The sequence below is a fragment of the Bradyrhizobium sp. SZCCHNS1050 genome, from assembly GCF_032484785.1.
Classification (GTDB): domain Bacteria; phylum Pseudomonadota; class Alphaproteobacteria; order Rhizobiales; family Xanthobacteraceae; genus Bradyrhizobium.
In genome coordinates this window covers 5042720-5062527 of the sequence record NZ_JAUETR010000001.1, presented here as the reverse complement: position 1 = coordinate 5062527, position 19808 = coordinate 5042720, and the positions used below count along the sequence as shown (strand labels likewise).

The window sequence follows — 19808 nt, the reverse complement described above, 5'->3', positions numbered from 1 at the left end:
CTTACTCCGCCGCAAGCGGCTTCGCAGCCTCTGCCGTCAGCTCGGCCCGCGTTTTCGGCTTAGCCTTAATCTTCAGCTCCTCGAAATCCTGCCGGTCGCGGACGCTGTTGCGGAAGATTTGCTCCTTGCCCGGCAGATATTGCGGCGGACAGAACATGTCGGCGCCGTACCAGGCCGCGGCCTTCATCGTGAAGGCGGGGTCGACCAGATGCGGACGGCCGAGCGCGACGAGATCGGCGCGGCCGGCGGCCAGGATGGTGTTGACCTGGTCGGCCGAGGTGATGTTACCGACGCACATGGTCGCGACATCAGCCTCATTGCGGACCTGATCGGAGAACGGCGTCTGGAACATGCGGCCGTAGATCGGCTTGGCCTCGCAAACGGTCTGGCCGGTCGAGACATCGACGAGATCGACGCCGGCCTCGCCGAACGCGCGGGCGATCAGCACCGCGTCGTCACCAGTGACGCCGCCGTCGGCCCAGTCGGTGGCGGAGATGCGCACCGACATCGGCTTGTGCGCCGGCCACGCCGCGCGCATGGCGGCGAAGACCTCCAACGGAAAGCGTAACCGGTTCTCCAGCGACCCGCCGTATTCGTCCGTCCGCTTGTTGGTCAGCGGCGAGATGAAGCTGGCGAGCAAATAGCCGTGGGCGCAGTGCAGTTCGAGCATGTCGAATCCGCAAGCGTGGCCGCGTTCGGCGGCCGCAACGAAGTCGGCCTTGATCGCATCCATTGCCGCGCGGTCGAGTTCGCGCGGCACCCGGCTGTCCGGGAAGTACGGCAGCGGCGACGCCGACACGATGTCCCAGCCGCCCTGCTCCAGCGGACGGTCCATGCCGTCCCACATCAACTTGGTCGCGCCCTTGCGGCCGGCGTGGCCGAGCTGCAGCGCGAACTTCGCCCGCGAGTTCGCATGAACGAAACCGACGATGCGCTTCCACGCCGCTTGCTGCGCATCGTTCCAAAGGCCGGCGCAGCCAGGCGTGATACGCGCATCGCGGCTGACGCAGGTCATCTCGGTGAACAGCAGGCCAGCGCCGCCGATCGCCCGCGAGCCATAATGCACGAGGTGGAAATCGCCGGGCACGCCCTCCTCGGCCGAGTACATGCACATCGGCGACAGCACGGCGCGGTTGGCGAGCGTCATCTCGCGCAGCTTGAGCGGCTGGAACATCGGCGCGACCGGCTTGTCGACATCGACGTCAAACCCCTTGGATCGCACCTGGCGCGCGAAGGCCTTGTCGACCTCGGCCACGAAGTCCGGCGCGCGCAGAGTGAGATTGTCGTAGGTGATCGCTTTCGAGCGCGTCATCACGCCGAACGCGAACTGAACCGGATCGAAATCCCAGAAGCGGTCGACGTGCTCGAACCAGACCAGCGACACGTCGGCGGCGTGCTGGGTCTTCTCGACCTCCTCGCGCCGGCCATGCTCGTAAAGATCGAGCGCCGCCGGAATGTTGGGCGCGCGCTGCATGGCGTCAGCCAGCGCGATCGCGTCCTCCATCGCAAGCTTGGTGCCCGAGCCGATCGAGAAATGCGCAGTCGACTTGGCGTCGCCGAGCAGCACCATGTTGTCCTTGACCCAGCGCTTGTTGCGGATCATCGGGAAATTGCGCCACATCGAGCGGTTGATCAGCAGCGGATGGTCGCCGAGGAACCAGCCGAAGATCTCCTTCATGCGGTCGGCGGATTGCCGCTCATCGAGCCCGGTCAGGCCGGCCCGCTCGAAGGTCTCTGGATCGGTCTCGAAGATCCAGGTCGAGTGCCCCGCCTCGTATTGGTAGGCGTGCGCGATGAACGGACCCCACTCGGTCTCCTGGAAGATGAAGGTGAAGGCATCGAGCGGCTTGGTCGAGCCCATCCACGCGAACTTGTTGGCGCGCAGATCCACCTCCGGCTGGAAGTGATCGACGTACTTCTGACGGAAACGACTGTTGATGCCGTCAGACAGGATCAGGAGATCCGCATCAGCGAATTGCGACTCGTCCTCGAGGTCGACCTCGAACTGCAGGGTCACACCCAGCTCGCGCGCTCGCTCCTGCAGGATTCGCAGCAGCGTGCGGCGCGAGCAGCCGCAGAAACCATTGCCGCCGACCCGGTGGACCGCGCCGCGGAAATGCACGGCAATATCATCCCAGTAGGCGAACTCCTGGGTGATCCGCTGGTAGCTCGGCAGATCGTGCTTCTCGAAATTGTCGAGCGTGGCGTCGGAGAACACCACGCCGAAGCCGAACGTATCGTCGGCGCGGTTGCGCTCGTAGACCGCGATGTCGGCGCTGGGCCGCTGCTTCTTGAGCAATATCGCCGCATAGAGACCGGCAGGTCCGCCGCCGATGATCGCGATCTTCATGAGCGCCTCCACTGGAGAGCCGAGCCAATGAAAATTATTTTAGACCTAAAATATCTCCTGGCAAGTCCCTTCGGTTCCCGCAGCAGCTCAATTCCCCTGGAAGACCGGTTTGGACTTGGCGGCGAAGGCTTCGAAAGCGCGATTGAAATCCTCTGTTGTCATGCACAAGGCCTGGGCAACTGCCTCCGCCTCGATCGCCTCCTCCACCGACATCGCCCATTCCATGGCCAGCATGCGCTTGGTCATGGTGTTGGCGAAGGTTGGACCGTTCGCGATCTCGGTCGCCAGCGTCACCGCCTGGGTCAGCACTTCGGCCGGCGCAACGATACGGCTGAAGAAGCCCCAGCGCTCGCCTTCGTCCGCGCTCATGAAGCGGCCGGTGTAGAGCAGCTCGGAGGCGCGCGACTGGCCGATGATGCGCGGCAGGATCGCACAGGCGCCCATGTCGCAGCCGGCAAGGCCGACCTTGTTGAACAGGAAGGCGACCTTGGCACCGGTCGTGGCGAGCCGGATATCCGAGGCCATCGCGACGATCGCGCCCGCGCCGGCGCAGATGCCCTCCACGGCAGCCACGACCGGCTGAGGACAGGCGCGCATCGCCTTGACCAGATCGCCGGTCATGCGGGTGAACGCGGTCAGGCCCTTAGTGTCCATCTTCACCAGCGGACCGATGATCTCGAAAACGTCGCCGCCGGACGAGAAATTGCCGCCTGCACCGGCCACGACGATCGCCTTGACGTCATCGTCGAACGCGCAGGCCCGGAAGAAGTCGGTCAGCTCGCGATAACTCTCGAAGGTCAGCGGGTTCTTGCGCTCGGGCCGGTTCAACGTCACGGTCGCGACGCGATCCTTGACCGCAAGCAGGAAATGGCTGGGCTTGTAGTCCGCCAGCGGCACGGTGACGGGATTGGCCGGTCTCGACATGTAAGCTCCCTCTGTTCAACTGTCTTCGTTAGGCCAGGGCGCTGCGGCTCACACTTCGCCGCCGGCAACCGCGATCGCCTGCCCTGTGATCGCACCGGCACCGCTGCCGCACAGCCACAGCACGGTGTCGGCAACCTCCTGCGGCGTGATGAGACGCCCCTGCGGATTGTGCTTGGCAAGTTCGGCGATCGCTTGCTCCCGGCTGCGGCCGGTCTTTTTCATGATGTTGTCGACGCTTTCCGCGACAAGATCGGTATCGGTAAAGCCGGGACACACGGCATTGACCGTGACGCGCGTCGCGGCCAGCTCCAGCGCCAGCGATCGCGTGAGGCCGACGACCGCATGCTTGGCCGCGGTGTACGCGCTGACATAGGGATAGCCCTTGAGACCCGCGGTCGACGCCACGGCGACAATCCTGCCATAGGGCCTGCCCTTCATCGCCGGCAGCACCGCCTGCACGGCGTGGACGACGCCCATGAAGTTGATGTCCATCATGCGGTGGAACAGCGCGGTGTCGGATTTCAGGAACGGCGCCGATTCTGCGCTTCCCGCATTGGCAATCAGGATGTCGATCGGCCGACGCGCGGCGGCGCTTGCGGCTGCGGCATTGAGCGCCGCCGGATCGGCAACATCGGCGATTGCGGCGTGATCCGCGCATCCGGCCGCGACCGCCTCATCGAGCGTTGCGCCGTTGCGACCGACGATCGTCACGGTTGCGCCCGCAAGCTTCAAGGCGCGCGCGATTTCGCGGCCGATGCCGCGCCCGCCCCCCGTCACCATCGCATGCGCGGCTTGCGGAAGTCCGGACATGCGTGCGCCTCCTCTGATTTCGTTGGCAGGTCTCGACGGGGAAGTTATTTTAAACTTCAAATTTTTGCAACAACACGCCGGAAGCGGCTTGACACCTCGGTTACCGCGACTAGCGTTCAAGGGCCCGGAGCGAGCAACGTAGCGGCCTCGGGCATATCTCGGAGGTCTGCGTGCCTGCGTCGCAAATCTTTACCACGAAGGACGGCCGCTTCGGCTACGAGGCATCGGGGACGCCCGAGCAACAGAGCGTTGTGTTCCTGCACGGCATCGGTGGTGCCGCGCGCGCATGGCGTGGTCAGCTCGATTATTTCGGCGAGCGCTGCCATGCGGTGGCCTGGGACATGCCGGGCTATGGCCGATCCGCACGGCTCGACATGGTCAGCATCACCACGCTCGCCGCTGCGCTTCAAGATTTCCTGATCCAGATCGGCGCCAAGCAGCCGATCCTCGTTGGTCATTCCATCGGCGGAATGATCGTACAGGAATGGCTGACGACGCATCCGCAGGCCGCGGCAGCCGTGGTGTTGGCTCAGACCAGCCCGGCCTTCGGCAAGGCCGACGGCGACTGGCAGAAATCGTTCATCGAGGCGCGCCTCGGCCCGCTCGATCGGGGCGCGACGATGGCGTCGCTGGCGCCGGACCTGGTCAAGGAGTTGGTCGGCGACGATCCCGATCCGCGCGGCCTTGAAATTGCAACCTCCTGCATGGCCGGCGTACCCGAGGCAAGCTATCGCGCCAGCATGCTGGCCCTGCTCGGTTTCGACCGGCGACAAGCCTTGAAGGACATCAAGGTGCCGGCGCTGGTGCTCTCGGGCTCGAAGGATCGCAACGCGCCGGCGCCGATGATGGAGAAGATGGCGAGCTTCATTCCTTCGTCCGACTACGTCGAACTTCAGGGCGCCGGTCATCTCGTCAATCTCGAACGGCCCGGCGATTTCAACGCCGCACTCGATACGTTCCTGACGGCACGTGCAACACCAGCGACAGCGGAGAGATGATGACGATCCCGGTCCAGAAGACGGCGACAGCCTCCGGCGAAGCCCTCGATGCTCCGATGTTCGATCCGGCGGCATATCGGCTCACGGCCGAGCAGGCCGACATCATCGCACGGGCCCGGGAACTCGGGCAGAGCGTGCTGGCGGGCCGCGCCGCGACCTGGGATCGCGAGGCGAGCTTTCCGACTGAGAACTACAAGGACCTGCATCGCGCGGGCCTGCTCGGCATCTCCGTTCCCAAGGCTCTCGGCGGCCTCGGTGCGGGCTACCAGACCTATGCACTCACCGCCGCCGAGATCGGCCGCTATTGCGGCGCCACCGCGCTGACCTGGAACATGCACGTCTGCTCGACCCTGTGGTCCGGACCGCTCGCCGACGATCTCGACATGGACGAGGACGTCCGCGCCGAGCACGAGCGGCGGCGCGCGATCCACTACAAGCGCATCGTCGACGACGGCGCGATCTATTCGCAGCCGTTCTCGGAGGGCGGCGCGGCGGCAGCGGGCGGCGTCGCGTTCGGCACCGAGGCCAAGCCGGTCAAGGGCGGCTGGCTGATCAACGGCAAGAAGATCTTCGCCTCGCTTGCCGGACACGCAGATTATTATGGAGTGCTATGCACCGAAGTCAGCGAGGGTGAGAAGGCGTCCCGCCGCAACACGCTCTATCTCGCTGTGCCGGCGAAAACGGAGGGCGTCTCTGTCGTCGGTGACTGGGATCCGCTGGGCATGCGCGGCACGGTGTCACGCACACTGCTGTTCAAGGATGTCTTCGTTGCGGAGGACGCCGCCTTGATGCCGCGCGGCGTCTACTTCCAGGCAGCGATGCGCTGGCCGCACATGTTCATGACGCTGTCGCCGACCTATATGGGGCTGGCGCAGGCCGCGTATGACTTCACCGTCAAATATCTGCGCGGCGAGGTGCCGGGCATGCCGCCGGTCAAGCGGCGGATGTACCCGACCAAGCAGATCGCGGTCGCGCAGATGCAGATCAAGCTGGAACAAGTCAAAGGCATCTGGTTCCAGGCCGTCACCGAGGCACGCGCCAATCCGACGAAGGAGCAGGTGCTGCGCGCCTATGCGGCGCAGTACTCGGTGATGGAGGGGGCCAATGATCTGGCGGCGCTCGCCATTCGCACCTGCGGCGGACAATCGATGCTGAAGACGCTGCCGCTGGAGCGCATCTATCGCGATAGCCGTTGCGGCTCCCTGATGTTGCCCTGGACCGCGGAATTGTGCCTCGACCGCATCGGCCGCGAGGCACTGTACGAGCCCGGCGAGACGGACGACTGAGCGTGGACCTCTGCAGCCTGATCGAGCGCAATGTGGCGTTCACGCCGGACAAGCCGGCGATCCATTTCGAAGGCGTAACGCAGAGTTATGCCGATTTCAGCGAGCGCATCGCGCTGATGGCCCGCGCGCTCAAGTCGGAGTTCAGCGTCGGACGTGGCGACCGCGTCGCGATTCTGAGCCTCAACCGGCCGGACTATCTGGTCCTGCTCTATGCCTGTGCGCGGCTCGGCGCGATCCTGGTGCCGTTGAACTGGCGGCTTGCAGTGCCCGAGCAGGTCTTCATTCTCTCGGATGCTGCCGCCAAGGTGCTGGTGCTGGAGCAGGCGTTCGCGCCGGTGCTGCCGGCGCTGGCCGAGAGCCACCCGGAGACAGCGCCGGTCGGCATCGACTTTGCCCCGGCCGACGGACTGACGCTCGATGAACTGCTGGCGCGCGGTCATGGCGACGACCGCAACCCGCACATCGATCTCTCCTGCCCGCTGCTGATCGTATACACCTCGGGCACCACGGGCCGGCCGAAGGGCGCGGTGCTGCGGCAGGAGGCGCTGCTGTGGAACGGGGTGATGAGCCAGCACATGCATGGCCTGACCTCCGATGATCACGTACTGACGGTGCTGCCGCTGTTCCATGTCGGCGGCCTCAACATCCAGACCACGCCGGCCCTGCATCACGGCGCCACCGTCACGCTGCACGCCCGCTTCACGCCGGATTCGACGCTGGCAGCGATCGTCAACGACCGGCCGACATTGACCGTGCTGGTGCCGGCAACCATCCAGGCCGTCACCGAGCATCCGGATTGGAACGCGACGGACCTGTCCTCGCTGAGAGCTGTTGCGACCGGATCGAGCATCGTGCCGCCAGCGCTGATCGAGCGTATCACGGCGCGCGGCGTGCCGGTGCTGCAGGTCTATGGCTCGACCGAGACCTGTCCGATCGCGGTCTACACACGGCTCGGCGGCGACCTCTCGCGCGCAGGCTCGACCGGCCTGCCCGGGCTGTGCTGCGAGGCCAAGATCATCGACAAAGACGGCGACGAGCTTCCGGCGGGCAAAGCGGGCGAGATCGCCGTGCGCGGGCCCAATCTGTTCTTCGAATATTGGGGCAACGCCAAAGCCACGCAACAGGCGATCCATGACGGCTGGTACCGCACCGGCGACATCGCCCAGCGCGATGCGGAGGGGTACTTCTTCGTGCTCGAGCGCAAGAACAACATGATCATCTCCGGCGGAGAGAACGTCTACCCGGCCGAGATCGAGCGCGTGCTCAGCGAGCATCCCGACGTCGTCGATTGCGGCGTGATCGGCCGGCCCGATCCGCGCTGGGACGAGGTGCCGGTGGCGTTCGTCGTCAGGCGCCAGGGCTGCGCGCTGGACGCCGAGACCCTGCGCGCGCATCTGCAGTCGCAGCTCGCGCGCTTCAAGGTGCCGCGCGACATCGTGTTCGTCGACGACCTGCCGCGCACTGCGCTCGGCAAGGTGCAGCACCATCTGCTGCGCCAGATCGATGGCCCCAAAATAAGCGAGACGGAGACGCGCTCTTGAAAATCGCAGTGCTCGGCGGCGGCAACGGCTCCTTTGCGGCGGCAGGCGATTTCGCGCTGGGAGGTCACGAGGTCCGGCTGTGGCGCCGCGATGCGGACGCTGTCGCGCAGCATCGCGCGGCGGGCGCAACGATCGTCGTCAAGGACGTCAATGGCCGGCATGAGGCGCGGCTCGCGCTGGTCACGACCGACATCGGCGAGGCTATCAGCGGTGCCGAGCTGATCCTCTGCCCGGCGCCGGCCTTCGCGCAAGCCGACATCGCCCGCCTGCTGGCGCCGCATCTCGCCGATGGGCAGGTCGTGTTCCTGCCCCCGGCGACCTTCGGCACCATGATCTTCGCGGCGGCGGCGCGCGAGGCCCGCAATGAAGCCAGCGTCAGCTACGCCGAGACCGGCACCCTGCCCTGGCTGACGCGCAAGCACGCCCCGTTCGAGGTCGCGATCACCATCCGCGCCAAGCGGCTCCCGGTCGGCGTGTTTCCTCTCAAGACGGCGGAGAACGCGCTCGCGGTGATCGGCCGCGCCTTCCCCGGCGTGATCGAGCCATGCGGCGATGCGCTGTCGGGTGCGCTGATGAATGCCGGCTGCATCATCCATCCGCCGCTGATCGTGATGAATGCAGGTCCCATCGAGCATTTCGAGCGCTGGGACATTCACAAGGAAGGCACGCAGCCCTCTATCCGCCGCGTCACCGACGCGCTCGATGCGGAGCGGATCGCGGTGCGCGAGGCGCTCGGCTACGGCGCGCCGCATTTTCCGCTGGCGCATCACTACGCCAAGGAGGGCGAGATCTGGATGTATGGCCGCGGCTCGCACGATCGGCTCACCGATTCCGGCGATTGGCGCGAGCAGCTCGTGCTGACGCAGCACCGCTACATGCGCGAGGATCTCAGGCTCGGCCTGTCGTTCCTGATCTCGGCCGCCGAGCTGACCGGCACGCCGACGCCGCTCGCCCGCGCCTTCCTGGCCATCGGCGGTGCGATCTGCGGTGAGGATTTCATGGCAACGGGACGCACGCTGGCGAGCCTCGGCCTGGCTGGTCTCGACCGGACCGCACTGCAGGCGTTGCTGCGCGATGGATTTGCTCAATGAGCGCGCGCGGTCATATCGCCTGCCTCGGCGCCGGCCGCATGGGCCGCGGCATCGCCGTCGCCTTCGCCTATGCCGGCCATCCCGTGACGATGATCGACATCAAGCCGCGCACGGCGGAAGAGTTCGCCAGCCTGCAGCGCGACGCGCTCGGCGAGGTCGGCGCGACATTCGCGACCTTGGCGCGGCTCGGGATGCTGCAGGCCGCTGACGCCGACAAGCTGATGGACAAGATCGCCGTCGCGCCGGCCGGCTCGAGCGGCGATGTCCTCGCACAGACCACGCTGGTGTTCGAAGGCGTGCCGGAAATCGTCGACCTCAAGCGCGAAGTGCTGGCTGCGGCGTCGCGCGCGGTCGCGCCCGACGTCATCATCGCCTCGACGACATCGACGATCCTGGTCGACGATCTCTCCGGTGCGGTGGAGCGGCCTGAGCGCTTCCTGAATGCGCACTGGCTCAATCCAGCCTATCTGATTCCGCTGGTCGAGATCTCGCCGGGCAAGGCGACCGATCCCGAGGTCACGGCGCGGTTGAAGGCGCTACTGGAAGACATCGGCAAGGTGCCGGTGGTCTGCGCGGCGACGCCGGGCTTCATCGTGCCGCGCATCCAGGCACTCGCGATGAACGAGGCGGCGCGGATGGTCGGCGAAGGCGTCGCCAGCGCCGAGGAGATCGACAAGGCGATCCGCTACGGCTTCGGCTTCCGCTATGCGGTACTCGGCCTGCTCGAATTCATCGACTGGGGCGGCGGTGACATTCTCTACTACGCCAGCCGCTACCTCGAAGGCGCACTGGGCAGCGACCGCTACCGCGCACCCGAGGTGATCGAGCGCAACATGGCCGAGGGCCGCATCGGCCTGCGCACCGGCGCCGGCTTCCTCGATTATTCCGGCATGGACGTTGCGGCCTATCGCGAGCAGCGGCTCGGCGCGCTGGTCGAGATGCTGCGGCATTTCAAGCTCGCCCGGCCGCCGGTGGTGGATTGAGGCGGAGCACGCGGCAGCAACGGAGCCGTGAGGTGGGCAAAGGCGCGCCACGCCGTCGCCGGATCGTGACGATCTCTCGCGCGCCGTGCCCACCAGTCGCGCCGATTGCGTGGATCTACGGTGCGCACGCAACCGCCCTGCGGGTGGCCGCTTTGCCCACCCTACGGCTGCGGTGATCTTCGCCTCTCGCGAATGTTGACCGCAACGACATCAACGAACTCCGACGTCGTCCCGGCGAACGCCGACGGCGGTGGGTGGGGTGGGTTCACGGCTCAAACAGCGGGCCAAATAAACAGCTACGGCATAACTGGTCGTTCTCGCGGCGCATCTCGCCCGAGTCATGCATCGAATGGGTCCCTCGCGAATCATGCAGAGGGCGCAGGGAATGCCGGGTGAAGGCCTCACCCATGGCCCGCCTGCGAAAAAAATGCAGGCGGCAGGTACCACAGGCAAAGCCGAACACGCCGGCATTCCCTGCGCGATGGGTCTAACGCTTATACGCAGTCTCCCTGGTGCGCCGGGCTTGTTGGCCACCATCACCGCGCGGCACTCAGGCCGACGCGACTTGATACCAGCATCGGGGTATCAGGACGCTGCGACTTCACGTCCGCGAGCGATCGTTCGTCCGCGCCCTCGTAAGAAGACGCTGCGATCTCTCGCGGCCATCGCATCCCCACCTCGCGTGTCGTGACGATCGCGCGCAACGCCCCTCCGCAGTGAGGCGGGATGCAGAGAGAGAACCATGATTTCCGAAAAATAGCAAGAAGATTATTTTTAACAGAATAACGAGATGATTCTGTCTCGGCGCTTGTCATTTGGGCCGGCCCGCCCCGTGAGGACGGTGCGCCCCCCTCCCCCTTGCGGGGAGGGGTTGGGGGTGGGGGCCCACGAGTTGTGCTTGGAGCACAAGAGCCCTGCATCGATCAACCGATGGCGTGTTGCGGCCCCACGCGTCTCACAGTGGAGGTTTGGGTACGAGCAGTTGTGCCCACAACGAAGTTCAGCGTATGGGGACCCCCACCCCCGCCCCCTCCCCGCAAGGGGGAGGGGAGCGCACTACCGCCGCGGCGGCAGCTCGCCAGTAGAATGCGCAGGACTCTATCCGAACACGTCCTGCAGCACGCCGTGCTTGATCACGGCCACACCGTCCAGCTCGATCGTGGTGCCCATCATCGGCAGGTCGAAATGACCCGCCGTGTAGCGGCCGGCGAATTCGTTGGCGCCGGTGGAGAACAGGAAGTTGCCGGGGACGGCGCGCAGCTCGGTGCCGTTGGTGTCGCGCTGGTCGTACATGGCCAGCGCCTCGTAGCGCGCGCCGGGGTTCATGCCCCAGCCGACATGCGACACGGCGTATGCCTCGCGGTCGCCCCAGGACGCGAGATAAGATCGCATCATCGCTGCGTCGGCGCCCTCGCCTGCCAGATCGGTGACGTAGTCGTCGCGCAGGGTCATCGTGACAGGCGAACTCAGATAACGCTTGAAGGTGAGGTTGATGTCTCCGGGCGCCATCACGATGGTGCCGTTGACCGATTTGCTCTTGGGGAAGCTGACGACGATGCCACCCGGCCAGTGCGCCAGGGTGCCCGGACGATCGGTCCAGCCCCATACGCCGACGGTGGAGGCGCCCTCCATGATCACGTCGAGGTCGGTGCCGGCCTTCGACGTCACGCGCATCCGCTTGGTTCCGCGCAGCATCTTGGCGGCGGCGCGCACCCGCTTTTCGAGCGCCGAGTCCGGCACCATGCGCTCGAGCGCCTCGGGATGCTCGTTGGAGATCACCAGGATGCGCGCGCCGGCCTTCAGGATCTCCGGCGTCTCCACCGCATGCATCAGGCCTTCGATGGTACAGTCGACGACGAAGCCGGCCTGCTGAAGCGCTGAGACCACCGGCCCGAGCTTGCCGATCGCCTCCGACGCGCCGGTCGAACGGACGGGAACGGGATGCTTGTTGCGCGGCGTCGGCACCACCACGTGGAACGGACGCGCACCCATGCGCAGCAGCGCCAGTTCGGCGATGTGCACGTTGAGCGCGCGCGACTGCGTCTCCGACAGGATCGCAGCGGTGTCGCCCGCCTTCACGGCGCAGCGCTCGAAGATCTCACAGAATGCGTCGATCCATTTCGCCTCGATGCGATCCGCCAGCATGGTCGTTCTCCCGATTGTCGTTGTGTTGTTATCAGACCGAGGGGAAGCCGCGCAGCAGATAAGCGCGCAGGCCTTGCAGCAGGGCGTTGAGAATGAGGCCCAGCAGCGAGATCGTGATCAGCGGCACGAACATGTCGACGGCCTGGAAGGTGCGCGCGGCGGTCACCAGCACGTGACCGAGCCCGTCGGTCGAGGTGATCATCTCGGCCAGGAACACGACGATGCAGGAGATCACGAGGCCGATGCGGCAACCGGTCAGGATCGAGGGCATCGCGGCCGGCAGCACCACCTTCCACAGGACGTCGCGCGGCGGCGTCCCGGCGGCGAGCGCCGACCAGATCAGCTTCTGCTCGACCGTGGCGGCGCCGTAATAGCTCGACAGCAGGATCGGAAACAGCGCATCCGCCGCCACCAGCATGATCTTGGATTCGTGGCCGAAGCCGAGCAGCAGCAGGAAGGCCGGATAGAGCGCGACCTTCGGCAGCGGCGCCAGCACGCGCACGATCGGCTTGACGGCGGCGTTGACAGGCGGGCTCACCGCGGCGGCAATTCCCAGGGAAACACCGAGCACCACGGCGATCGCAAAGCCCGCGAACAGCCGGAACAGCGTCGCCACGATGTCCTGTTGGAAGGTGACGCTGGTGAGTTGCTGGCCCATGCGCAGGAACACCTGTCCCGGCGGCGGCAGCAGGGTCGGCGGCGCGTAGCCGAACGACACCAGCCCCTGCCACAGCAGCAGGACCAGCACGATCGGCGCGGCGCCCAGCAGGATGTCGTTGGAGGTGCGCGTCATGAGAAGCTCAGCGGCATGTCGAACTGCGGCTCGGACCAGCGCACCAGCCAGCGCCTGACGACCTCGAACGCCGCATCGAGGCAGATGCCCATGGCGCCGATGATGATGATCATCGCGAACACCGTGTCGTACTGGCCCATGTCGAGCGCGTTGAACAGGATGTTGCCGGCGCCGGACTGCCGCGCGATCATCTCGCTGGTGACCATCGTGATCAGCGCCAGCACCAGGCCGGTACGGCAGCCGGTCAGGATCTCCGGCAAGGCTGCGGGCAGGACGATGCGCAGCAGGCGCTCGCCGGCCGAGAGCCCCATCGCCGCGCCCGACCACAGCATCTTCTCCTCGACCGCCTTGGCGCCCTCGAAGCTGTGGTAGATCACCGGAAGGCTGACGCCGAGGAAGATCACCAGCGTCTTGGAGATGTCGCCGACGCCGAGCCACAGCATGATGATCGGCATCAGCGCCGCCTTCGGCACCGGGTAGATCAGCATCAGCAGCGGATTGAAGAAGGCGGCGGTCGACCGGCTGCGCCCCATCAGCAACCCGAGCGGAATCGAGAACGCAAGCGCGAGCGCGAAGCCGATCGCCATCCGCCGCAGCGAGGCCATGATGTTGATCAGGGATTCCTTGTCGGTGAGGATCGGCGGGATCGCGCGCAGCGATTCCAGCGCGGTCGGGAAGCTGTCGTTCTTGAGCCCGAGCGAGGCGAGCTGCCAAGCCAGCAGCAGGCCGCAGCAGGCCAGAATCGGCGCGAGCGGCTTCGACAGACCATTCATGACGGCAGCTCGTTGTCACCGGAATCGTCGAACATGCGCTCGATGTCGACGATGTATTTCTGATAGCGCGGGTCCAGCAGCAGTTCCTCGCGGCGGCGCGGCCGGGGCAGATCGATGTCGATCACCTCGCGGATTCGGCCGGGCGAGCGCGACATCATGACGACCTTGTCGGACAGGAACACGGCTTCCTCGACCGAGTGGGTCACGAACAGGACCGTCTTACGGTCGCGCTCCCAGATGTCGAGCAGGTCGTTCTGCAGCCGCGTGCGCGTATGCGCGTCGAGCGCGCCGAACGGCTCGTCCATCAGCAGCACCTCCGGCCCGTAGGCCAGCGTGCGGGCCAGCGCGACGCGCTGCTTCATGCCGCCGGAGAGCTCCTTGGGATAGAATTTCTCGAAGCCGGTAAGTCCGACCATGGCGAGCAAAGTCCGCGCGAGCGCCTCGGCCTTCGCCGGCTTCTTGCCCTGCTGCAGCGGACCATACATGACGTTGCCGAGCACGCTCTTCCAGGGAAACAGCGCGAACTCCTGGAACACCGGGCCGCGATCGGTGCCGGGACCGGTGATCGGCTTGCCCTTCATTTTCGCGGTGCCGCTGGTCGGGCTGACGAAGCCACCGACGATGTAGAGCAAGGTCGACTTGCCGCAGCCGGAGGGACCGAGGATCGAGACGAAGGCGCCCTCGCCGACCGTCAGCGAAATGTCCGACAGCGCGGTGTGGTCGCGGCGCGACGAGGTCTTGAACACCTGCGACACGTGATCGATCTCGATGATCGGCGTGGCCGCGCGACGGCCGAGCGGAGTGCCCGCGAGCTGGCCGGGGCGGATCGGGGTCACGTCCATGTCGGCTTCTCTTTCCGATGCAGCACGCTCAAACGCTCCGTGAAATCAGGCAAGACAGACTGCCGCAGATTAGCAAGAAACCTGCCAATCGTCGCCACGCGCGGATCATTCCCGGTCCTGATCGAACCAGGGCCATTCGGCCGGCCCTTCGTGAGTCACGGCGCCGAGCGGTGCCTGCCCAACGAGTTTCGCGTATTTCGCCAGTGCCCCTGCCCTGTGCCGCGGCGGCCGCTGCGACCACGCGCTGCGACGCACCGCGAGCTCGGACTCATCGAGCAGCACGTCGAGCGTGCGCGCCTTCGCATCGATGCGGATCGGATCGCCGTCTTGCACCAGCGCCAGCGGACCGCCGACGAAGGCTTCCGGCGAGACATAGCCGATGCAGATGCCGCGGGTGGCGCCGGAGAAGCGGCCGTCGGTGATCAGCGCGACCTTCTCGCCCATGCCCTGGCCATAGATCAGCGCCGTGACGCCGAGCATCTCGCGCATCCCAGGACCGCCGACCGGACCCTCGTTGCGGATGATCAGCACCTCGCCGGCCTGATAGTTGCGTGCGCGCACCGCGGCGACGCAGGCCTCCTCGTCCTCGAACACCCGCGCGCGGCCCTCGAACACCAGGTTCTTGAGGCCGGCAACCTTGATGACGGCGCCGTCGGGCGCGAGGTTGCCCTTGAGGACAGCGACGCCGCCATCCGCCATGATCGGCCTGGCCGGGCTGAACACGATCTCGCCGTCCGGCGCATTGGCCGCGCCATATTCCTCAGCCAGCGTGCGGCCGGTGACCGTGATGCAGGAGCCGTCGATGTGGCCGCTCTCGATCAGCGCGCGGATCACAACGGCGGCGCCGCCGATGTCGTAGACGTCCTTCGCCGTGTACTTGCCGCCCGGCCTGAGATTGCCGATCAGCGGCGTGCTCGCGAAGACCTCGCCGACATCGTCGAGCGTGAAACGGATGCCGGCCTCATTGGCGATCGCCGGCAGATGCAGCGCGGCGTTGGTGGAGCCGCCGGTGGCCGCGACAATGGCCGCCCCGTTCTCCAGCGCCTTGCGGGTGACGATGTCGCGCGGCAGCGGCCCGCCGCGCGCGAGCATCTGCATGATCAGGCGTCCGGCCTGACGCGCGACGTGGGCTCGCTCGGCATAGACGCCGGGAATCATCGAGACGTTGGGCATCGACAGGCCCATCGCCTCCGACAGCATGCCCATGGTGTTGGCGGTGAACTGCCCGGCGCAGGCGCCGATCGTCGGGAGGCAGGTCCGCTCGATGCCTTCGAGCGTCCGTGCATCGATCTCGCCGGTCATGTAGCTGCCGACGGCCTCGTAAGAATCGAGCACCGTGAGCGTCCGGCCCTGGTAGTTGCCGGGCAGCGCGCTGCCGCCATAGATGAAGATCGACGGCACGTTGCAGCGGACCATGCCCATCATGACGCCGGGCAAGGTCTTGTCGCAGCCGCCGAAGCCGATCAGCGCGTCATAGGCGAGGCCATGGACGACGGCCTCGATGGAGTCGGCAATCAGCTCGCGCGAGAACAGAGAGAACTTCATTCCCTCGTGGTTCATGCTGATGCCGTCGGAGACCGAGACGGTGGCGAACTCGCGCGGCGTGCCGCCGGCCTCCGAGATGCCCGTCTTGGCCGCATCGACCTGGAAGTCGTGCGTCATGTTGCAGGGCGTCTGCTCGCCCTTCTGGCTGACGACGCCGATCATCGGCTTGGCGATGTCGGCATCATCCAGCCCCATCGCGCGCATGAAGGCGCGGTGCGGGGCGCGATCGAGCCCCTCCACCGTCACGCGCGATCGCAGCTTCCTCATCGACAAGGCTCCGCGCCGGCCGCCTACTGGATCGGCGCGACGATCGTCGGATGCTTGAACTGGGCGACGTCGAGCTTCGGCAGCATGCCGGTCTCGGCGTAGATGTCGAGCATCTTCTGGATCGCCGGGAAGTTCGGCGCGGCGACCGGATCGCGGCCGAAATCATTGTCCTTCAGCAGATAGGTGTCGATGACGGCAACCGGCGCCTTCATGACCTCCGACACCACCTTCAAGGTCTCGTCGCGATTGGCGAGCGCCTTCTTCATGCCCGTCGTGATGTCGCGGACATAGGCCTTCACCAGCTCCGGGTTCTTGTCGACGAAGTCGGCGCGGCAGGCCTCGAGGATGTGCACGATGTTCGGCATCGCCTCGGACAGCGAGAACAGCTTGCGGGTGCCGCCCTTGGCCTCGGCGCGCGCTGCAAAGGGTTGATTCATGTTGACGGCGTCGACGCGGCCCTGGCGCAGCGCATCCTCCGACACCGCGAAGCCGACCTCGACCAGCTTGATGTCCTTGGCGGGATCGAGCCCGGCCTGCTTCAGCAGCATGTTGAACGGCCCCTGCGTGCCGCCACCGATCACGGAAATGCCGACCGTCTTGCCCTTCAGGTCGGCGATGGTCTTGATCGGGGAATCGTCCTTGACCGCCCAGTAGACCGAGAAACCGCCCGGCTTCTCATAGACGTGCTGGGCGACGATGTAGGCCTTGAGGCCGCCGCCGACCACGCCGTTCGCCAGCGACAGCGGCGCCTGCGTGGCGCAGTCGAGCGCGCCGGCGGCGAGCGCCTGCGTCATCGGTGCCGTTCCCTGGAACTGGGTCCACTCGATGTTGTAGGTCTTGCCGAGATCCGGAAATTCGGTGGGCCGCTTCATCATCCAGTACTTGGATTCTTCCGCCGGGATGGTCCAGCCGACGCGGATCGTCTGCTGTGCGAATGTCGGCCCCGCGCTCGTCACCAAAGCCATCGCCGCGAGTGCCGCCAGCATCGATCGTTTCCGCATCACGCCCCTCCGCCATTCAAAAAGCAACCTCGCGCAGAATGTTTCATGTCTCAAATATCTGTGCAAGCGCGGAAAACGCCCGCCTTTGCCTGCCCCATGGGCAAGCCCGCCTTGCAGCGCGACAAGGGCGGATCATCGTGAAGTGCCGCGTTCCGTGTGCCGCGGCGCTGTCGACAACGCAAGGTCGCACGCCCCAAGGTGGCGAGAGTGGCCATTCGGCCGACTGGCGTTGCCGCGTCGCACGCGCTAGGGAGAGGCCCCGAATTGACCTTTTGAGGAGTTCTTCGATGTCGATCCAGCGTTTCGAAATTGGCCCGCGCATGAGCCAGGTCGTCGTTCACGGCAATACCGTCTATCTCGCCGGCGTCGTCGCGCAGAAGACGGCCGGTGAAAGCGTTACCAAGCAGACCGAGGAGATTCTCTCGATCATCGACGGCCATCTCGCCAAGGCCGGCACCGACAAGTCGAAGCTGTTGTCGGCGACGATCTACCTCACCGACATCAAGACATTCGGCGAAATGAACGCCGTGTGGGACGGCTGGGTCTCGGCCGGCAACACCCCGGCTCGCGCCACCGTAGAGGCCGGGCTTGCCGCGCCGCAATACACCGTCGAGATCATGGTGATCGCGGCGAAGTAGGCGCTGGGTCGCCGCGCACTAGTCGGTGTCGCGGCGACCAGTGTTGCGATTGAGCGGATCACGCCGCTCGCGCCTGAGCCCTTCCGGAAGCACCGGCTCGGTGCCGGGCAACGGCTTGGCCCGCACGTCGGCGCCCCACTGCTCCTGCTGGTGGGGCGTCGTTTTGTCCTTGACCTGTTGCGGCTGCGGCAGACCGTCCTTGCTGACGGGGTCGTAGGCGCCGGAGCGCAGGTCGCGGGTGTCTCGGCCTGTCATGATCCTTCAACAAGCCTTCTCCAGCATTCGTTCCTGATCGCCGGCATGGAACAGATGCCTTCCTGCCGCCACAGGACGACCGGGTCCGCGAGGAGCATAAGTCGCGCGTCGCAACATCAGATGAGCGCAGTGGCGGTCGGCGTCGACGCGATGATGATGCGGACGAGCGCTGGCGATGCAGCCACGGTCAGGACTGCGGCCGCAGCGGCGCGCCCTCGCGGATGCCATCGACCTTCACGGCGAGCCGCTTGATCTTGTCGTAAAGCGTCTGCTTCGGAATGCTCAGCAGCGCCGCGGTCGCCGGCACGTCGCCGAGCTTGCGGCGCAACGCATCCTCGATGATCGAGCGCTCGATGTTCTCCAACTGCCGTGGCAGCGACAGCTCCGAGGCTGCGGCGCCCGAGCGGTCGAGGACCTTGCGGTCGAGCACACCGAGCACGAAGCGGTCGGCGACGTTGCGCAACTCGCGCACGTTGCCCGGCCATGAGTAGCCGAGCAGCAGCGACATGGTCTGCTCGTTCACGATCGGCGCGTCGCGCTCGAACCGCTTGGCGGCCTCGAGGGTGAAGTGCTCGAACAGGATCGGGATATCCTCGCGGCGTTCGCGCAACGGAGGCAGCTCGATGAAGGCGACGCCGAGACGATAATACAGATCGGCGCGGAACAGCTTCTGCTCGCTGAGCTCGAGCAGATTGGCCTTGCTGGCCGCCACCACGCGGCAGTCCACCGCCACGGGCTTGTTGGAGCCGACGCGCTCGACCGAGCGGTCCTGCAACGCCCGCAGCAGCTTCACCTGCACGCTGAGCGGCATGCTCTCGATTTCGTCGAGGAACAGCGTGCCGCCATGGGCATATTCGATCTTGCCGATCCGCTGCTTGGTCGCGCCGGTGAAGGCGCCGGCCTCGTGGCCGAACAATTCGCTCTCAACCAGTGATTCCGGCAGGCCGCCGCAATTCACCGCGACATAGTTGCCGCCGCGCCGGGCGCTGTGAGCGTGCAGGCAACGGGCGACGACGTCCTTGCCGGTGCCGGTCTCGCCATAGATCGTCACGTCGACATTGGTCGAGGCCAGATTGGCGACGAGGCGGCGCACCTCCTGGATCTGCGGCGAGCGCCCGAGCAGGCTCGCCTCGATGCCCTGGCGGTCGGCGAGCGCCGAGCGCAAGGTGCGGACTTCGAGCGTCAGGCGACGCTTGTCGAGGGCGCGGCGCACGACGGAGACGAGCTGCTCCGACGAGCACGGCTTCTCGATGAAGTCATAGGCGCCGTTGCGCATCGCTTCCACGGCCATCGAGATGTCGCCATGACCGGTGACCAGGATGACCGGCAGGTCCGGATCGAGCCGGTGCAGCTCGGACAGCCACTCGGTGCCGCTCTTGCCGCGCAGCCGCACGTCGGAGACCACCACGAACGGCATGTCGGCGCGAACGATTCCGCCTGCGGCTTCGGCGGAGGCGAACGGCGTCACCGACAGGCCGGCGAGCTGCAGCGCCTGGACGGCGCCGATGCGGACATCCTCGTCGTCCTCGACATAGATCACGCCGACCGGTTGCTCAGGAGTCATGT

At 66.2% G+C, this 19808-nt stretch carries 17 protein-coding genes; 6 read left to right on the top strand and 11 right to left on the bottom strand.

Annotated features, from left to right (window positions below; genetic code table 11):
• Position 1: 1 nt before the first annotated feature.
• From QX094_RS22905 to QX094_RS22895, 3 genes are all read right to left on the bottom strand, one after another.
• Positions 2 to 2350 (bottom strand): bifunctional salicylyl-CoA 5-hydroxylase/oxidoreductase, encoded by a 2349-nt coding sequence (locus QX094_RS22905; protein ID WP_316188142.1) that lies wholly within the window; start codon positions 2348 to 2350, stop codon positions 2 to 4.
• 87 nt (positions 2351 to 2437) lie between these two features.
• Positions 2438 to 3274, bottom strand: a complete 837-nt coding sequence (locus QX094_RS22900) for an enoyl-CoA hydratase family protein (RefSeq protein ID WP_315715614.1) — start codon at positions 3272 to 3274, stop codon at positions 2438 to 2440.
• 48 nt (positions 3275 to 3322) lie between these two features.
• On the bottom strand, positions 3323 to 4084 hold the full coding sequence (locus QX094_RS22895; protein ID WP_315715613.1) for an SDR family oxidoreductase: 762 nt from the start codon (positions 4082 to 4084) through the stop codon (positions 3323 to 3325).
• Positions 4085 to 4254: 170 nt separating this feature from the next.
• On the opposite strand from QX094_RS22895, the gene QX094_RS22890 reads away from it, so the two are divergent.
• Genes QX094_RS22890 through QX094_RS22870 form a run of 5 tightly spaced genes read left to right on the top strand, consistent with a single transcriptional unit; the run spans position 4255 to position 9983 of the window.
• A complete protein-coding gene (locus tag QX094_RS22890; RefSeq protein ID WP_316174704.1) occupies positions 4255 to 5082 on the top strand; it encodes an alpha/beta hydrolase in 828 nt (275 codons plus the stop codon).
• On the top strand, positions 5082 to 6368 hold the full coding sequence (locus QX094_RS22885; RefSeq protein WP_315715611.1) for an acyl-CoA dehydrogenase family protein: 1287 nt from the start codon (positions 5082 to 5084) through the stop codon (positions 6366 to 6368). Before QX094_RS22890 ends, QX094_RS22885 begins: the two co-directional genes overlap by 1 nt.
• 2 nt (positions 6369 to 6370) lie before the next feature.
• Complete coding sequence (locus QX094_RS22880; RefSeq protein ID WP_316188141.1) at positions 6371 to 7909, top strand: class I adenylate-forming enzyme family protein; 1539 nt, start codon at positions 6371 to 6373, stop codon at positions 7907 to 7909.
• On the top strand, positions 7906 to 9000 hold the full coding sequence (locus QX094_RS22875; RefSeq protein ID WP_316188140.1) for an NAD/NADP-dependent octopine/nopaline dehydrogenase family protein: 1095 nt from the start codon (positions 7906 to 7908) through the stop codon (positions 8998 to 9000). The genes QX094_RS22880 and QX094_RS22875 overlap by 4 nt, the downstream gene beginning before the upstream one ends.
• A complete protein-coding gene (locus QX094_RS22870) occupies positions 8997 to 9983 on the top strand; it encodes a 3-hydroxybutyryl-CoA dehydrogenase (protein ID WP_315715608.1) in 987 nt (328 codons plus the stop codon). Before QX094_RS22875 ends, QX094_RS22870 begins: the two co-directional genes overlap by 4 nt.
• 1098 nt (positions 9984 to 11081) lie before the next feature.
• Here the strand turns inward: QX094_RS22870 and QX094_RS22865 are convergent.
• The 6 genes from QX094_RS22865 to QX094_RS22840 form a co-directional block, all read right to left on the bottom strand.
• A complete protein-coding gene (locus tag QX094_RS22865) occupies positions 11082 to 12128 on the bottom strand; it encodes a peptidase M29 (protein WP_315752007.1) in 1047 nt (348 codons plus the stop codon).
• Between the two features lie 31 nt (positions 12129 to 12159).
• Positions 12160 to 12921, bottom strand: coding sequence for an ABC transporter permease (locus tag QX094_RS22860; protein WP_315715606.1), 762 nt, complete (start codon positions 12919 to 12921; stop codon positions 12160 to 12162).
• Entirely contained in the window at positions 12918 to 13694 is a 777-nt protein-coding gene (locus tag QX094_RS22855) for an ABC transporter permease (protein WP_315715605.1), read from the bottom strand. Before QX094_RS22855 ends, QX094_RS22860 begins: the two co-directional genes overlap by 4 nt.
• Positions 13691 to 14536, bottom strand: coding sequence for an ABC transporter ATP-binding protein (locus tag QX094_RS22850; protein WP_315715604.1), 846 nt, complete (start codon positions 14534 to 14536; stop codon positions 13691 to 13693). Before QX094_RS22850 ends, QX094_RS22855 begins: the two co-directional genes overlap by 4 nt.
• Before the next feature lie 105 nt (positions 14537 to 14641).
• Positions 14642 to 16348, bottom strand: a complete 1707-nt coding sequence (gene ilvD / locus QX094_RS22845) for a dihydroxy-acid dehydratase (protein ID WP_316188139.1) — start codon at positions 16346 to 16348, stop codon at positions 14642 to 14644.
• A gap of 23 nt (positions 16349 to 16371) precedes the next feature.
• Positions 16372 to 17349, bottom strand: a complete 978-nt coding sequence (locus QX094_RS22840) for an ABC transporter substrate-binding protein (protein ID WP_316170664.1) — start codon at positions 17347 to 17349, stop codon at positions 16372 to 16374.
• A 287-nt stretch (positions 17350 to 17636) separates the two neighbouring features.
• On the opposite strand from QX094_RS22840, the gene QX094_RS22835 reads away from it, so the two are divergent.
• On the top strand, positions 17637 to 17987 hold the full coding sequence (locus QX094_RS22835) for a RidA family protein (RefSeq protein ID WP_315715601.1): 351 nt from the start codon (positions 17637 to 17639) through the stop codon (positions 17985 to 17987).
• 18 nt (positions 17988 to 18005) lie between these two features.
• Here QX094_RS22835 and QX094_RS22830 read toward each other — a convergent pair whose 3' ends face one another.
• Both QX094_RS22830 and QX094_RS22825 read right to left on the bottom strand, forming a co-directional pair.
• Complete coding sequence (locus QX094_RS22830) at positions 18006 to 18242, bottom strand: hypothetical protein (RefSeq protein WP_316188138.1); 237 nt, start codon at positions 18240 to 18242, stop codon at positions 18006 to 18008.
• Positions 18243 to 18429: 187 nt separating this feature from the next.
• Entirely contained in the window at positions 18430 to 19806 is a 1377-nt protein-coding gene (locus QX094_RS22825; RefSeq protein WP_316170666.1) for a sigma-54 dependent transcriptional regulator, read from the bottom strand.
• Positions 19807 to 19808 lie beyond the last annotated feature (2 nt).